The 15633-nt window shown below is 47.9% G+C and carries 10 protein-coding genes; 5 read left to right on the top strand and 5 right to left on the bottom strand.

Annotated features, from left to right (window positions below):
• Window positions 1–101: 101 nt before the first annotated feature.
• Together B036_RS0105190 and carB are read right to left on the bottom strand one after the other, a co-directional pair.
• Window positions 102–707 (bottom strand): 3-keto-disaccharide hydrolase, encoded by a 606-nt coding sequence (locus B036_RS0105190; RefSeq protein WP_020567629.1) that lies wholly within the window; start codon window positions 705–707, stop codon window positions 102–104.
• 482 nt (window positions 708–1189) lie between these two features.
• On the bottom strand, window positions 1190–4027 hold the full coding sequence (gene carB, locus B036_RS0105195; RefSeq protein WP_020567630.1) for a carbamoyl-phosphate synthase large subunit: 2838 nt from the start codon (window positions 4025–4027) through the stop codon (window positions 1190–1192).
• Window positions 4028–4406: 379 nt separating this feature from the next.
• Between carB and B036_RS0105200 the strand changes: the two genes are divergently transcribed.
• Window positions 4407–5234: a hypothetical protein gene (locus B036_RS0105200; RefSeq protein WP_020567631.1), complete on the top strand. Its 828-nt coding sequence runs from the start codon at window positions 4407–4409 to the stop codon at window positions 5232–5234.
• Window positions 5235–5567: 333 nt separating this feature from the next.
• Window positions 5568–6068: a hypothetical protein gene (locus B036_RS0105205; protein ID WP_026231714.1), complete on the top strand. Its 501-nt coding sequence runs from the start codon at window positions 5568–5570 to the stop codon at window positions 6066–6068.
• Window positions 6069–6073: 5 nt separating this feature from the next.
• Here the strand turns inward: B036_RS0105205 and B036_RS0105210 are convergent, their stop codons facing one another.
• The gene (locus B036_RS0105210; RefSeq protein WP_083926140.1) at window positions 6074–7672 is read right to left on the bottom strand and encodes a 7TM diverse intracellular signaling domain-containing protein; all 1599 of its coding nucleotides are present in this window, start codon (window positions 7670–7672) and stop codon (window positions 6074–6076) included.
• A 363-nt stretch (window positions 7673–8035) separates the two neighbouring features.
• On the opposite strand from B036_RS0105210, the gene B036_RS0105215 reads away from it, so the two are divergent.
• The 3 genes from B036_RS0105215 (at window position 8036) to B036_RS0105225 (ending at window position 13176) form a co-directional block, all read left to right on the top strand.
• A complete protein-coding gene (locus B036_RS0105215) occupies window positions 8036–9175 on the top strand; it encodes a NosD domain-containing protein (protein WP_020567634.1) in 1140 nt (379 codons plus the stop codon).
• Between the two features lie 90 nt (window positions 9176–9265).
• Complete coding sequence (locus B036_RS31670) at window positions 9266–10201, top strand: hypothetical protein (RefSeq protein WP_020567635.1); 936 nt, start codon at window positions 9266–9268, stop codon at window positions 10199–10201.
• 41 nt (window positions 10202–10242) lie between these two features.
• Window positions 10243–13176: a T9SS type A sorting domain-containing protein gene (locus B036_RS0105225; protein ID WP_157472041.1), complete on the top strand. Its 2934-nt coding sequence runs from the start codon at window positions 10243–10245 to the stop codon at window positions 13174–13176.
• Window positions 13177–13242: 66 nt separating this feature from the next.
• Here the strand turns inward: B036_RS0105225 and ribB are convergent, their stop codons facing one another.
• Entirely contained in the window at window positions 13243–14421 is a 1179-nt protein-coding gene (gene ribB / locus B036_RS0105230; protein WP_020567637.1) for a 3,4-dihydroxy-2-butanone-4-phosphate synthase, read from the bottom strand.
• The gene (locus B036_RS0105235; RefSeq protein ID WP_026231716.1) at window positions 14393–15610 is read right to left on the bottom strand and encodes a glycosyltransferase family 2 protein; all 1218 of its coding nucleotides are present in this window, start codon (window positions 15608–15610) and stop codon (window positions 14393–14395) included. The genes ribB and B036_RS0105235 overlap by 29 nt, the downstream gene beginning before the upstream one ends.
• Between the last annotated feature and the right edge of the window lie 23 nt (window positions 15611–15633).

Raw genomic sequence — 15633 nt, forward strand, 5'->3', positions numbered from 1 at the left:
TACTTCTTATCCACCGGATTACCGGGTATTTGTACCTGCGGCCGTTCTTATTTAAGCCGATTACTCTTTGGTCGTTAACGTTTTGATGATTACACCATGACCTATAAAGCCCGCAATTTAAGGTTCCGCCACCGCACGCGGATCCCCCCTCCATCGTGTATTTGCAGTGCAATTGCCCCTTTTCCTTGCCCGATCTTTTCGTCCGTAAGGTCAATCATTTCTGTACCGTTCAACCAGGTGGTTACCCGCGAACCAACCACCTTTATCTTCATTTTATTCCATTCTCCCATTTTCAGTGCTTTGTCCTTTTCCGGATCAGGTTTAATTAACCATCCACGTCCGTAGGATTCATAGATGCCGCCAGTGTTATTACCCGGAGGTGCCACCTCGGCCTGCCAGCCGGTGATCTTGGTACCTTCCAATGTAGAGCGGAAGAAAACCCCACTATTGCCGTTGGCCTCCTGTAGGAATTCGAGCGTCAGCTCGAAATCGTCGTAAAATTTTTCGGTAGACAGGTAGCCGTATTGAGCCGAAGGGCCACTCTCGCAGACGATCTCTCCATTTTCGGCAAACCACTTCTCTTCGCCATGGTTGACCCAGCCGTCCAGGTTATTACCATTGAACAGGCTTGTCTGTGAGGTGGCACAGCTCGTGAACAGGCAGGCGAATAAGCAGGTGAACAGTAGTAGATTGGTAACTCTCAGCATGATCGAATGATTGATTTGCTGACAATGTAGCGGAAAATTTTCGGAGAGGTTAGTCTTGCGTGCATTGTAAATAGCGCTTCGGATTTTGTTTCCCGGCACTTGTGCCGGTCCTTTGCTATCAACCGGCACGAGTGCCGGGGAACAAAGCACACAAAGCCAAGAGAACCGGAAATACGAATCCAACGCAACAAGGCAAATGGTTGCCAATGTGTTGCGAAGGGCTGGAAGTATTTCTTTCCAAATATTACAAGGGGTTGTCTCGCCGGAGATGTACGGGCTGGTAATAACGGTGTTCCGCCCTTACCTAGCTCTTTAAATCTCCCCATAGCACCTGCGACCGCGCCCGAAATAAAGTGAATTATTGAATGAGAGAACCGCTACCGAAAGTTCCGTCCGTAGCCCAGCAGGCTCCCACCCTGGCGAATAATCGCAGCGCAGTAAGCAGCAACTGCCGGTAGCCATTCACCCATTCTATTACTTACTTACCGCGTCAGGTACATGCTCCGGTTTCGGTCCAACTCCCGGAAGAAGGGGTCGGTCATGTCCTTAACGAAGCGGATGGACTCGCCAGTCGACTTCATTTCCGGGCCGAGTTGCTTGTCTACGTTCGGGAACTTATTGAAGCTGAACACCGGGACCTTAATGGCAAAACCACTTGGTTGCGGGTTGATCACGAAGTCTTTGAGCTTATGGGTGCCCAACATAACCTTGGTGGCAATATTGAGGTAAGGAACCTTGTAGGCCTTGGCGATGAACGGAGTAGTCCGGGAAGCACGTGGGTTTGCCTCGATCACGTAGACCGTCTCAACCCCCGTGTCTTTCTCGGTTTTGATGGCAAACTGAACGTTAATCAGACCTTTGGTTTTAAGCGCAAAAGCGAGCTTCTCTGTGTATTCCCGCATTTTGTTTACGGCTTCGACACTCAGGGAGTAGGTCGGCAATACGGCGGAAGAGTCTCCGGAGTGGATACCGGCGGGCTCAATGTGTTCCATGATGCCCATGATGTGTACCTCGTCACCGTCACAGATGGCGTCTACTTCTGCTTCCTTTGCACGGTCGAGGAAATGGTCTACGAGGACGACCATTTTTGGATCCTTCTTGAAGATGGAAAGCACGTGGCGTTCCAGTTCGTCGTCGTTGATGACGATCCGCATGTCTTGCCCACCCAACACGTAGCTGGGGCGTACAAGCACAGGATAACCAACGCGGTGGGCTACGTCGAGCGCTTCATCGGCGTTTTTAGCCGTGCCGAAGTTGGGGTAGGGGATGTCCAACTCCTTGAGCAGGTTGGAGAACCGGCCCCGATCTTCAGCGAGGTCAAGGCTCTCGTAACTGGAGCCAAATACCTTGATGCCACGGTTGTGGAATTCCTCCGCCAGTTTGAGGGCGGTTTGCCCACCAAGCTGAACGATGATGCCCTCGGGTTGTTCCAGTTCGATGATTTCCCGGATGTGCTCCCAGTAGACGGGCTCGAAGTAGAGTTTGTCGGCCTGGTCGAAATCTGTGGAAACCGTCTCCGGGTTACAGTTGACCATAATGGCTTCGTAACCCGCTTCCTGCACCGCCCGAAGGCCGTGAACACAACAGTAGTCAAACTCAATACCCTGACCGATGCGGTTCGGACCTGAGCCGAGGACCAACACCTTCGGTTTGTCTGAGACAATACTTTCGTTTTCACTGTCGAAAGTAGAATAGAAGTAGGGGGTTTTTGCTTCAAACTCTGCTGCACAAGTATCTACCATCTTGTAGGTCCGGCGGATGCCAAGTTCGTACCGGCGCTTGGTAACTGCTTCTTCATCAACCCTTAGCAGATAGGCGATTTGGGCATCGGAGTAGCCGAGTTCTTTGAGTTCCCGGAAAAAGTCTGCGGGGATGTCTTCGGGTACGTTGTATCGTTGGACTTGCAGGTCTAGGTCGACCAGACGTTTGATCTGATTGATGAACCAAGGATCAATCTTGGTAAGTTTCTGAATTGTTTTACGCGGAACACCCAGGCGCAAGGCATCCTTGAGTCGGAAGATCCGGTCGTCAGAGACGTTTTCCAAACGGTGCAGGATATCGTCAGTTTTAATCCATTCCTTCTTGTCGGAACCCAGTCCAGCGCGGCCATTTTCGAGGCTTTGACAGGCTTTTTGGAGTGCCTCCAGGAAGTTACGGCCAATGCCCATTACTTCACCTACAGATTTCATCTGTAGTCCCAATCGGTGGTCTGCGCCGGGGAACTTATCGAAGTTCCAACGGGGCATTTTTACGATCACGTAGTCCAGGGTGGGTTCGAAGAAAGCCGAGGTTGTTTGGGTGATCTGATTTTTCAACTCATCGAGTTGGTAGCCCAGTGCAAGCTTTGCGGCAATCTTTGCGATGGGGTAACCGGTAGCTTTTGAGGCAAGGGCGGAAGAACGACTTACCCGAGGGTTGATCTCGATGACAATGAGTTCTTCCGTTTCCGGGTTTTGGCTGAATTGGATGTTACAACCACCGGCAAAATTACCCATGCCGCGCATGGCAATGATGGCCTGGTTGCGCATGTCCTGATAAGCCTTATCTGAAAGGGTCATCGCGGGGGCTACCGTTATGGAATCGCCGGTATGAATGCCCATCGGGTCAAAGTTCTCAACGGCACAGATAATGACGACGTTGTTGGCGGAGTCACGCAGTAGTTCAAGTTCGAACTCTTTCCATCCCAGGACGGCCTTGTCAATCAGTACTTCGTGGGTGGGGCTGGCATCGAGTCCACGGCGAAGCATTTCGGCGAAGTCTTCTTCCTTAAAGCAAAAACCACCACCGAAACCGCCGAGCGTATAGCTTGGGCGAATAACGAGGGGAAATCCGATTTCCTGAGCAGCTTCCATTCCTTCCAGGAAGGAATTGGCGATCATGGCGGGAGCACACTTGAGACCGAGTTTCTCCATATGGAGTCGGAAAAGTTCCCGGTTTTCAGCCAGGTCGATGGCTTCGAGGTCGACGCCGATCAGGCGCGTGTTGTATTTTTCCCAAAGTCCGATCTCACCACACTCGATGGCCAGGTTTAACGCGGTCTGACCTCCCATAGTAGGAAGTACGGCATCTATTTGTGGTTGTTCCCTCAAGACCTGTTCAACGTATTCCGGCGTAAGAGGAAGCAGGTACACGTTGTCGGCCGTAGAAGGATCGGTCATGATCGTGGCCGGGTTCGGGTTAAGTATGGTAACCTCAATGCCCTCTTCCCTCAAGCTGTGGCTTGCCTGAGTTCCCGAATAATCGAATTCACAAGCCTGACCAATAATAATGGGACCGGAACCTATGATGAGTACTGATTTTATGCTGGTATCCTTTGGCATGCCTGATGGGGTGTTTTCAAATTCGCGCAAAGATAGGGACCACTGCTAGGGAAGAAAGACTTTTAGGAAGACTTTTGCTATTTGAATCGGTCCAATTTCCAGTTTCTTTTACAGAAAACTCGAGAAAAAGGCACTTGGGAAAAATTTAGACTAAATCCATATTATTGATGGTCATACGTTAAAGATCCACAGATCTAGCAAATAATGGATGGTTTCTTGGTTTTTTTGGTGATGAAGAGAAACCGCCCTACTCAACTATTTCTGTGCTGATACATTGATTTTACAAGTGAGGTATTGTTGCAATGAATTCCCTAAATTAGAATATTGAGCAAAGGAAAGCGTGTGATGTTTTGTTGATCTGAAACGAATACACTGTGAAATGAGAGCCAAACGCCCTTTTAAAAAGCACCTTTTCGATGACATCGGAGAACCTACTCTTGCGTCAAGTGCAGAGTTGCGGGCCATTCAATCTAATTGCGTGAAGCGCCGCAACCTGAACAGCTTTTACATCACGATAGATGTTAGGCTCCCGGTCACGATATTCTGGCAGCACAATACAGGTTTGCATTTTGGGCAGCCGAAGTTGACCTTCTCAAATTATTTTGACTTGATCCACCCCCACTGGCAGTCAACTTACCGCCGGCTTACGTTTGCCGGCTATGAAATATCCAGGGAAATGACCCCAGACGGACTCGCTAAAAAGCGCTCTTACTCTGGCTACATACCCATGCGACAGCAGGATGGCAGCTATTCCTGGTACAAGCAGTTTCTTCTTCTTGGATCCTTTGACAAGGAAGAGAAGATTGTACACTTACATCACGAGTATTTGCGGCTGGGGCCGTTTGATGATTTACGTCCTTTCGCACCTGAAATTGCTACTAATGGAGTGGTGAATGAAATTTACAGCGAAGAGTTGAAACTGGCGGCTGGCGACGCCATTGACAGGGAGTTGAAAATTATTTTGACTAACTCATCCTACCGAAACCTACTGGCTTATCGATTAAATACGGTACTGGTTGATGGGAAATGGACGCCGCCTTCAAGTTCACGTATGCAAGAACTGCTTTCTCTCAATCAACAAGCGTTGAACAAGGCAAACACCAGAATCCTGCGCGCGGCAAAGGTCGCTTTCCCAAAGTGCACACTTGGTTCGGTAGGAACTTTCGCTGCTTTTTTGAATGAAATCTTTAGTTCCCCGGATGAATGAGGGGACCGAAAGCCAGAAGAAGCATTTAATTTTAACGGCAGGAATCGTCTTAGGTAGGACAGATTTGCTTTTTTCTATTATGAGTCACGTGTTATTTTTGCACCGTTCATAGTGTTATTCAAACTGTTCAACATCGTCTCTCATATTAACATCGGCGAACCTCTGGAATTGAGAGGACCCCATTATTAAAGCTGTTTAAAATTCAAAGACGTACCAGAAGCAATTGCTTTTGGTACGTCTTTCACTTTAAGTTAAACCCCTCTTAAACTCAAGTCGAACCCTAGCCTAAGAAGAGCTTTCTACGTCTTAAGTAGGAACAAACCTCTATTTGTTATGCGCCTACTCTATACTTCCGCAATGTTTCTTTGCTCTTGCCTGCTCTTTGCGCAGGCAGACAGCCTTTTGGTGAATACCGTTTGGGAAGAGACATCTGGGGGAGAAAGAAATGGGTACGTATTGCAACTGGACCAGTATGGTACCTTCGAAGAAGATGCAGGCCGGGCTTATAAACGTTCTTCTCAATACCTGATGGGGCGATGGACGGTCGATTCAACGGGCCATACGATCACCTTCGCGGTTGATTACTTTTTGGGAAAGAACATGGTTCCTGGCCGATACCGGGATGGGCGGGATTTTTACCTGACTTATAGTATTATCAGCCTGGACCGGGATAGCTTAGCGTTAGAAGATGTACTGACTGGGGATTTCAGGTCATTCGTCAGGACTAGACTGAAGGAAGGCCACGAGGATGCGGCTACCCGGCGGATACCTAAGGGGGGGAAGAAAAAGGGTGGTTTTAAGCTTCCTGAACTGGGGAGAGGTGGAAAGCGGTAGTTTTTTTAGTGAGCTCCTTTGATTTCCGCATGTACAATTTCCCGAAATCGATTTCCGACGGGAATAGGGGAAGGCCAATTAGCCAAATGCAGACGAGCCTTGCGACCAGTATCCAACCGAACAATTAATTCTTTATTGACGATATAGCTTCTCTGAACGCGGATGAATTCCTCAGGCAATTGCTCTTCTACTTGCCCAAGACGGAGGGGAATAGATACAGTTTGCCCGCCCGCGAGTAGGCAATGGGTGATCTCCCGGTCGGCCGTGAAACCTTGCACCTGCGTCCTCGCCCACTTGTATTGCTTACGTGGAGTGGTAATGATTAGCTGCTTTTGCGCAAGATTCAATTCCCGTAGCACCATCTCTTTGCGGAGCTTCTTAAGTTCTCCCTGGCTTCGCTCCGTTTCTCTCCGAAGGTCATACCAGTTATAAATCAGGCCAATCCAATAGATGAAAAGTTCCCCCAATATGGCATATTGGAAAAAGCCAAAAGGCGGCGGCTCGAGGTCAAGACCATACTTGCGTTTGAGCCAATTATTTAATAGAATGAGGAGCGCGCCAAAAACCAGTAGCGTCATTCCGCCAGCAATGATGCGCGAGAACCGGTCTTTGTTGCGAAGAAGTAGAAAGACCAAATACGCTGTGACGGGGGCAAAGCATAATTGGGTGAAAATACTGAAACTACCCCTCCAGAATAGTCCGGCAAGCGGGAGTAAAATCAAGTTAATGCCAAAAGCACCAATAGCCAGGTATATGGCCAGCCACAAGGTTTTGAGAATACGAGGATTACGGGAGCTGGTACGAGTTTCAAGAAAAGCTTTTACAAATAGGGAATACGACAACAGAATTACCGGGATCCAAAGGAATTCAAAAGAACTCCTGAGCCAGGAGGGCAAATAAAATACATCATTATAGAATAGGTAAGACCGCCGAACGAGGTAATACACCAAAATTGCCGTCACATACATTGCGTAGTAGGCAAAGGTCATTTCTCTTAGAATAATCCAGGATATGAATACAAGTATTAGTACAATCAGGATGAAGCTCAGAAACCACGTTTCATTATTCGCCCGTATGCGTGTTTGGAAATCAATTTCCTCCAGAGACGCTTCCCATGCATAAGCTGAAGTAAGCAGTGAGATGGCTATAGGATTGGTGTTGTGGCTTTTAAAATTAGGCGTATAGTTGGTTAATTTCAATAAGTACTGGTCTGCCTCATTGGGAACAACAAATCCGTTTCTACTGGTGGGGCTGGTGCGATTTTTTATCCATATATCACCTCCTGTAAGTCCGATAGGCACCCCGTTTTGCAACAAAACAATCGAATCCGTCGTCTGTGGATTTAAAATGAGGTACCGCATACCTGTATCTTGTGCAGGCAGGTCAAACTTAAGGTAGGTAGGATGAAACGTGCTTAATCGTCTGGAACCACCTTGTGGCGGTGAAAAACTACCGCCTGGCAACGCTAATATTTCAGTTGCGGAAAGTGTGTTCGTTGAATCAGTAAAGACATGGCTAATGTCCCACAGGTCAAAACTTTCCTGACTGAAGAGTAAGCAGTTGAATAAGATTAAGGCAATCAGCGTGTTGCGACACGATTTCATATTGTAATAATAAGGATTTTGGGCTGGATGTGGGATGCTTGACTGTATTTCGCTTTTAATAAATTCTGGCGCGGACGCAGGTGCAAAGAATTATTTGACGGCAGGTTAAGGGGGGCACCTTTAACATGCGTAGGCAAATCAAGCTTCGGGTATCAGGTTCGTGGTAGCAGGAGCTGTTTCGTGGGTAAGCGAGGGGTATTCACGACTATTGGCCTGGTTCTACCGTAAGTTTAGCAGCAGTAAAGTAAGCCGTAAGGGTTGGTTAGGAATAAGACTAGCTCTCTTACTGAATAATATAAAAGCCTTGCTGGAAATGCAAGTGCTCACTTACTGAATTCATCCTTTCACCCAAAAAGAGACACTATGAAATTTCTCCCTTTTTTAATCGCTTTTACCTTTCTGGCGCTAACTTCCTGTACTAAGGATGATACATCCTTTGGCTTAGGAGAAGGTAGTCTGGCTGAGATGCCTACCGCCACCCTCCTGGCCGAAATCACCGCAGACGAAGCCGCCGCTGCCGCGGAACTAAATGACCACCTCGAGGTATTCACCAATACCCAGAAGGCGCACCGGCTCACCATCCCGGCCGGTTCTCAAAACGCGCTGGCTGCCGCCATCGCTGCTGCCGACCGCAACGGCGTCATTCGTCTTGCTAAAGGCGACCACCATCAGGACGGGACCCTCACCATCGATAAGCCCGTTAATATCATCGGTAATCCCGGTGCTCGTCTACTGATTTCCGGAACCACCCCGGTTGGTATCGCTCCCACAATTGAAGCGGGCATCCACGTTTATAAAACCGAATTCGTCCGTATTCGGAACCTTGAATTAGTTCCAGTTGGTGGCCAAGGCGCTACCGCTATTTTGGTCCAGAATGCACCCTACACCTTTGTTTCCCGCGTAACGGCCAAAGATTGGCAAAACGGCGTTGTTGCTGAAAATAGCCCCCGGCTTTACGTAGAACGGTCAGAATTTATCGGCTCATCACAGTGGCAGACAAATCCGGACTTTCCCGTCTTCGGCATCGTCGTCATAAATGGTGAGCGGGCGACGATCTTTAACAACAAAATCCAAAACACAGTCTTCGGCGTTTGGGCCTGCGATAAGTTTGGTCGGTTGGGCTACAACCAGCTATCGGGCAACGTCAACGGCATTGAACTCTGTAAGGTTCCGGTCAGCTTCCCACTGGCTAACGGGACTGTAGTCGGCTCCGAACTCCCCGCTACCCGCTGGCTGACTTACCACAACGAAAGCAGTAACAACTTCAACAATGGAATAGAGGTGATTGACGGGGCGAACAATTGTCTGCTGGTCAATAATATCGCTACCGGTAACGGTACACTGGATTATGAATTTGCCGGCCCCACCGAACGCTACGGCTTCGCCGCACCTACCTCTTCCCGCAATCGCGCCTTTCTAGCTAAAGAGAGCACTTGGGCCGACTGTGGTGACGCAAACCGGGTCCGCAGTGGTGCCGAGATTGAGGGGTGGACTTGCTTTTAGGCAGTCTTCCACTTCCCCTTTCTCTTCCATCAACTTTCCACCACTATCCAGTCATAAACTAACCGATTATCACCCATAATTGCATTTACCATGAAGTACATTCTCTTATTCTCAGTAGTCCTTTTCGGCTTAGGTCCGATCTTTTCTCAAGGAGCAACCGGCCCTAATCCTCGCTTCACATTTACCCGAACTACTGGCGGCGAAATAGTGGGGACCCCAGTCGGGAGCCTGAATTTTAAGACCCTGGTATCTGGTCAGTATTATGATGGCGCTGCCTTGCGCGTTATTGCAACCGACCCGCTAAGGGATGGATTCGTACCAATGGACTTCGTGTTCGAAACGGGTGTAAATTCACTGTTGGAACGGTTTCGGATCACCCAGAAGGGGATGCTCGGAGTGAACGTTTCAGAGCCACTTGCCAGGTTTCACGTCTCCCAGCTCAACGACGGTATGGGAGGGACTAATTCTCTACTGAAGGTCTCTGGTGGCATAAACGGCGATCCTGCTGAATTTGACGTCTCCTATCATCCTACAGAATCTACCCAGCTACTCGCTTCTTTAGAGGGGGAGTTTAGACTTTCTTCGGGTGATTTAGTAGTTGAGGACCAAGACATTGAAGTGTCTAAAGGTAAGGTCCGCGTCGCTGAAGACAATGTTGAAATCGCGAGAGGAAAATTACTGGTGAATACAACGACGGAGGAAGGGAACCACGTCGCCCTTTTCAATGGTTCGTTAATTGCTACGGAAGCCTGGGTCAAAGAATTTCCTAATTGGCCGGATTATGTTTTTGCTCCGGAGTATGAATTGATGCCACTAGAAGAGGTTGCTAATTTTATTAAAAAAAATGGACATCTACCAGGGGTGCCATCAGCAGCAGAAGTTGAAAAAAACGGATTGAAATTAGGCGAAATGCAAACCATCTTGTTGAAAAAAATAGAGGAATTAACCCTTCGGTTGATAGATATGCAAGACCGTCATGCGCGAGAATTAGGGATGATGAAGGCTAAGTCTGATGGAGATAATTAGAAGGTTAAATTGATCCTAATTGTTAATTAAAAATGATAATCATGTATAAGTCTATATTTCTTACTTTGTCATTTATGTTTACTACTGCGCTTTGTGCGCAGGGTATAGGTTCTGACCTTCAAAGGTACTATGACGGATTTGAGAACGTACCCTTGGTTACTGGGTATTTATTGAATCGCTCTTTTATCAATGAAGAAGAGTTGGATAAGTTCATTCTAGGAGAGGGTGAAGAGTCACTAAGTGATAGGATTATATTTACCAGTCCCAATGACTGGATAAGTACTTACGTTAACGTTTCTATTGCGGCAATCAACGATGACTTGAGACTCCCTCCGCTAAATGATTTGTACGCTGAAGGGGAGGAAGTAGAAAATAATGAGTCCTCAATCGGGATACTTAATTTTGACGGCGACTACATCCGACCTGATTCAATGAATCCTTATATCTTGCCTGATTCTACTTTAGCTGCCGACGTGCCAACTGAAATCATCAATGTGTTTTCCATGAGCAATCTTGAAAACAATGTCTATGTAGAAGAAGACATGGTGGTCAATTATATTTTCAATAGTGAACTTGTATTTACGAATAAAAACGATCAATTTAGAAGATTCGAAGTAGATTTTGGTAATGGTATGGGTTACCAAAACATTTCTGGTCTTAACGAAAATTATAGTGTTACATACGAAACGGTAGGAATTAAAGCACTAAATTTTAGAGCCTACACAAATACCGATACTTTATCATCATTTAGCTTTATTAAGGTTAATCTCATCAACGAGCCTTCAAGTACCCACTTGTTCGGAATTACAGATGCCGGTCCTGTTCCAATAATTTTTGCTGAAGCAAATATATATCTTGGTTGTGATGGCGAATTGGATAAGCCAGTTATTCTAGTGCCAGGGTTCCAGGTGCCCGGACCTTCTCGTGCAAGCAGTGTTTATGGGTCGTATGATGAGAATGGAATAGCCACTTACTTACGGCTAAACGGATACGATGTGATTGCGGTTGGTTTTGTAAGCACCCACTTACCGATTGGATTTAATGCGCGATTTCTTAAACAAATTATAAGTTTCGTTAATGACACCAAAGTAGGGTATTACGACAATATAATTATTGGAGAAAGTATGGGGGGACTCGTTACAAGGATAGCCTTAGCTGAAATGGAGCGTGATAGCCAGAAACATGATTTTGGCCTTTACGTATCCTTTGACTCTCCACATAATGGATCCAACATTCCGCTTTCCATTCAGGAAACAGTACATGATGCAAAGAATGCTAATGCTAATAGTATCCTTGGAGGAATTGCCTTGTCACTAATTTCACCCTTTGGTATAAACTCACTAATAGGCACTGCAAGTGATATAGCTGGAATTACAGATGATGCGGATCTTCCCGCACGCATTATTGAAGATTCAATAAATGTGATAACGGAAAGAGAACTGAAAGATTTTACCATAGACCAGGCTATTACAGCTAACAAATCGACTTCAGCGCTTCAGATGGCGATCAGAAATAGAAACGAAGAAAACGAATTTTCGCTAGCGAATCCGGCACATCTTGAATTTATGCAATTGTTGGAACAAGTAGGATTTCCGGAGGGTTGTAGAAACATAACTATTTCAAACGGATCTGATCATGCAGTGCCTCAAAAAACATCGCTTTCCGAAGATGCTGAAGATTTAGAGGAAGGTGACAGGCTAGTTGATAAACTTAGTAAAAAAGTGGAAGTTTATGCGTTAGTATCTTTCAGTGATACACTGAGCGCTATAGTTTCTAGGATATCTAAGAGAGGTAGCCGATTCGGATTGTCGAGATTGTTTTTTGATGTTCAAGAGGAAGGAAAATACTCTTTTCCCGAAAAATCTTATGATATCTCTCCGGGTAGTTTTCAATCTGGAAATCGAATGTTTTCTTTCGTCCCGACGGCCAGCTCAATAGGCCTCAAGAGGGATGTCTTTAATACGGAGGGTAGCTTAAGCCGTTACAATGAAGCTGCTAACGATCCGTCAAAAACAAGGAGATATTTGGTGGAGAACAAACTTGTTTTGTTTGATGATATTTATTCAATTAGCAAAAACACTGCACATATAGAGTTTTCAATGCTGGATTCTTACTTAGGAGATCGCTTCAAAGAACGAGAAATAATGATAGATACTTACGATCTGCAAAATCGAGTGATTCATCCAGGAGAGGTAAAGTTTTTTCATGCTCAAGAAATACTCTCCGTTGGGTATGATGTAAACACTTGGAAAGATGACGCTAAGCCCAAGTTTATGGTCTCCGGTAACGTAGTAGTTGAAACGGGAGCGAAGGGAAAGTTAACCGCCGGAGAAGCAGTACGCCTCGCTCCCGGTTTTTCCGTCGAACAAGGTGGCCAACTAGAAGCAAGGATTGTCCAGACAATTGATGGTTGCGCTACCGAAAAATACGAAAATACGGATATTCGATTGAATAAACTAGTACCCTTGCCAGAGTTCATCGCTGTAACAAATGCTAATGGCGAAGCTTACTTGACACTATCTAAATCCGGCGGGTATTTTACAGATGAAGATTATAAATGGAGACTGGATAGTGACGGGTATAGTAAAGTCACTACCGGGAAATTTGCATTCTATCAAAATCTTTTACCCGGCCAGTACCGTGCAGTTTGTTCTGTATTGGATGGAGAGCGGGAGTATTCTGGGATCGTACGAATCCCTGAAAAAAGGGTTAAAAGCGGTTCAGCTGAAAGGGAATCGTCTTTTGCTAAACATGATGATATCAATGTTTTTCCCCAACCGGCCAAAAACGTTATCAATTGGCATTACGATGTGGCACTTGATGTAATGATGCTAGACATGAATGGTCGAATGGTGAAATCTTTGAGGGGCGTGACTCGAATTGATGTTAAGGATTTACACCCGGGGATGTACAGCCTCATTCTGGTAGACGTACGGAAAGGCTTGATGGTTACGAAGAAAGTAGTAGTTCAATAATTCGTTTGACCGAAAGCCTTGGATACTTTTATCTATGTGTTAGCTCCAAATGTCCACTTTCCCAAACTACATCCCCACAAACTCAACAACTTCCAACCCATACCCCTCCAATCCAATCCGGTTCTTAGGGTTGTTACTCAGAATACGCAGCTTGGAGACCTTCAGGTCGCGAAGTATCTGCGCGCCGATGCCGAAGTCCCGCTGCTCCATACTGGCCGGTTGGCTGGTTTGGACGGCGGCGCCGTTCTCGAGCCGGGATTTCAGCAGGCGAAGCCCTGCGATGACTTCACTGCCGTCCTGGTGGGGGCGCATGAACAACAAGACACCCTTGCCGGCTTCGCTGATCTTTTCCAGCGGGCCGTGCAGGCCGGTGCTGAAGCCGCTCAGCAGGCTGTGGAGCAAATCCCGGCTGCTGGTGCTGGCGTGAACACGGGTCAGGACGGGCTCGTCCACCTGCCATTCTCCGTGGGTCAGGGCCAGGTGTACGTCGTTGTTGGTGGTTTGCCGGTAGGCGTGGAGCCGGAATTTTCCGTAGCGGGTATCCAGGTCCATTTCGAATTCCCGCTCCACCAATCGCTCCGTCTGGAGGCGGTAGGCAACGAGGTCTTCGATGCTGATGATCTTAAGTTGGTGTTCTTTAGCCAATTCAATCAGGTAGGGCAAGCGGGCCATCTCACCGTTAGGCTTCAGAATTTCAACGATGCAGCCTGCGGGGAATAAGTTGGCCATTCTGGCCAGGTCAACGGCGGCCTCCGTGTGGCCGGTCCGGCGGAGTACACCTCCCTTGACCGCGCGTAGGGGGAATACGTGGCCCGGCCGGGCAAAATCTGTCGGCTTGGCACTCCGCTCCGTAATCCGTCGCATGCAGGTGGCCCGGTCGTAGGCGGAAATTCCGGTAGTGCAACCACCGCCGATCATGTCGATACTGACGGTAAAGGCCGTTTCGTGGATGTCCGTATTGGTCGCCACCATCATGGGGAGGTTGAGGTGGTTGGCCAACTCATCTTCGATGGGGGTACAGATCAGGCCACGCCCGTAGGTGGCCATGAAATTAATGGTCTCCGGCGTTACCCGTTCGGCGGCACAAACGAAGTCCCCTTCATTTTCCCGGTCTTCATCGTCGACGACAATGACGATTTTTCCCGCCCGAATGTCGGCGACGGCCTCTTCAATGGTGTTGAGTTGAAGACGTTGATTGTTTTCGGTGGTGGTGGCGTCAGTGACGCTGAGTTGGTTGCCAGACATTTGATGTGATTCCGGTTAGGTAGCGAAAAAAGCCGACCAGCAGGGCGGCGTTCATGGCCAAAAAATAACGCAGGCCACGCAGGACCCGCAAATGAATACCAAAGGCTGCCAGTACAAAGTCGGCTGCACCCAGTGCCGGCACCAGGCCAAGCAGTAATGTTAACAGAGTAATGGCCCAATGGTTGCCCAAAGTTAGGAGTAGAAGCAAGACGCAAATTGTGCCGGTTAAAACAAAAAACGGGGTCCACCAGCGAAGAATCTTATGGCTGAAGAAAGCAAAAGCCAGTGGATTCTTGAAGGGAGGCCACCAAAGACGGCGAAACCGCACCAGGTTTTGCCAGTTGCCGCTGCTGATACGGACCTTGCGCCGAAACTCATCTTTTATGGATTGGCCTACGCCTTCGAACACTATGGCTTCCTCGCTACTTATACCTTGCCAACCCGCTTCGTAGGCAGCCATGCATAGAAAAAAGTCGTCGACCAGAAAATTTTCGGGTACTGGCCTGAAGGCTTCTGCGCGGAGGCTCCAGCAGCCTCCGAACGGTCCGATCATTGCTCCCCAGTGTCGTCCTTCCGCCCGTTTTATGGCAACTTCTCGATTTATATAGGTGGCTTCGGCGCGGCCTATACCTTTGGCTTTTCCGCCGGTCTGCACCATGGTTGCATCCACTACTCCTACTCTCGGATCGCGCATCATTGGCCGAACAAGCCCCGAAATAGTGTCCTGGCGGAGCATCACGCTGGCATCCGTCAGTACAAAAATCCCTTCCTTTCCGGCGATGACCGCCAGCTGGTTGATGATGTTGGGTTTTCCCTGGCGGGAAGTGAAAAGGGTAGCGCGGAACCGTGGATCACGGGCGCACCAGTCTTTCAATATTTCGTTGGTACGGTCGGTGCTGCAATCGCTTCCGACATGAAAAACCATTGGCCCGGGATAATCCTGGGCCGCCAGGCCCGCAAGTTTTTCGTCCAGTACGGCCTCCTCGTTATGGGCGGCCATGAGCACAAAGACCCGTGGATGGGGGGTTGCCCTGCGCTCCTTAACCTCACTTTGCACCTGCGTTCGCGCCTTATCAGCGTCTTTCACCATGACCCACATCGGGTAAATTACGTAGCTGTGCGCAACGCAAAAAAGACAAAAGAGCAGAACCATGAGCAGCAATACGGTCACCGGGGCAAAGGTAGCCAATCATCTATTCTTTCCTTCGTGTC

Source organism: Neolewinella persica DSM 23188, assembly GCF_000373105.1.
Classification (GTDB): Bacteria; Bacteroidota; Bacteroidia; order Chitinophagales; family Saprospiraceae; genus Neolewinella; species Neolewinella persica.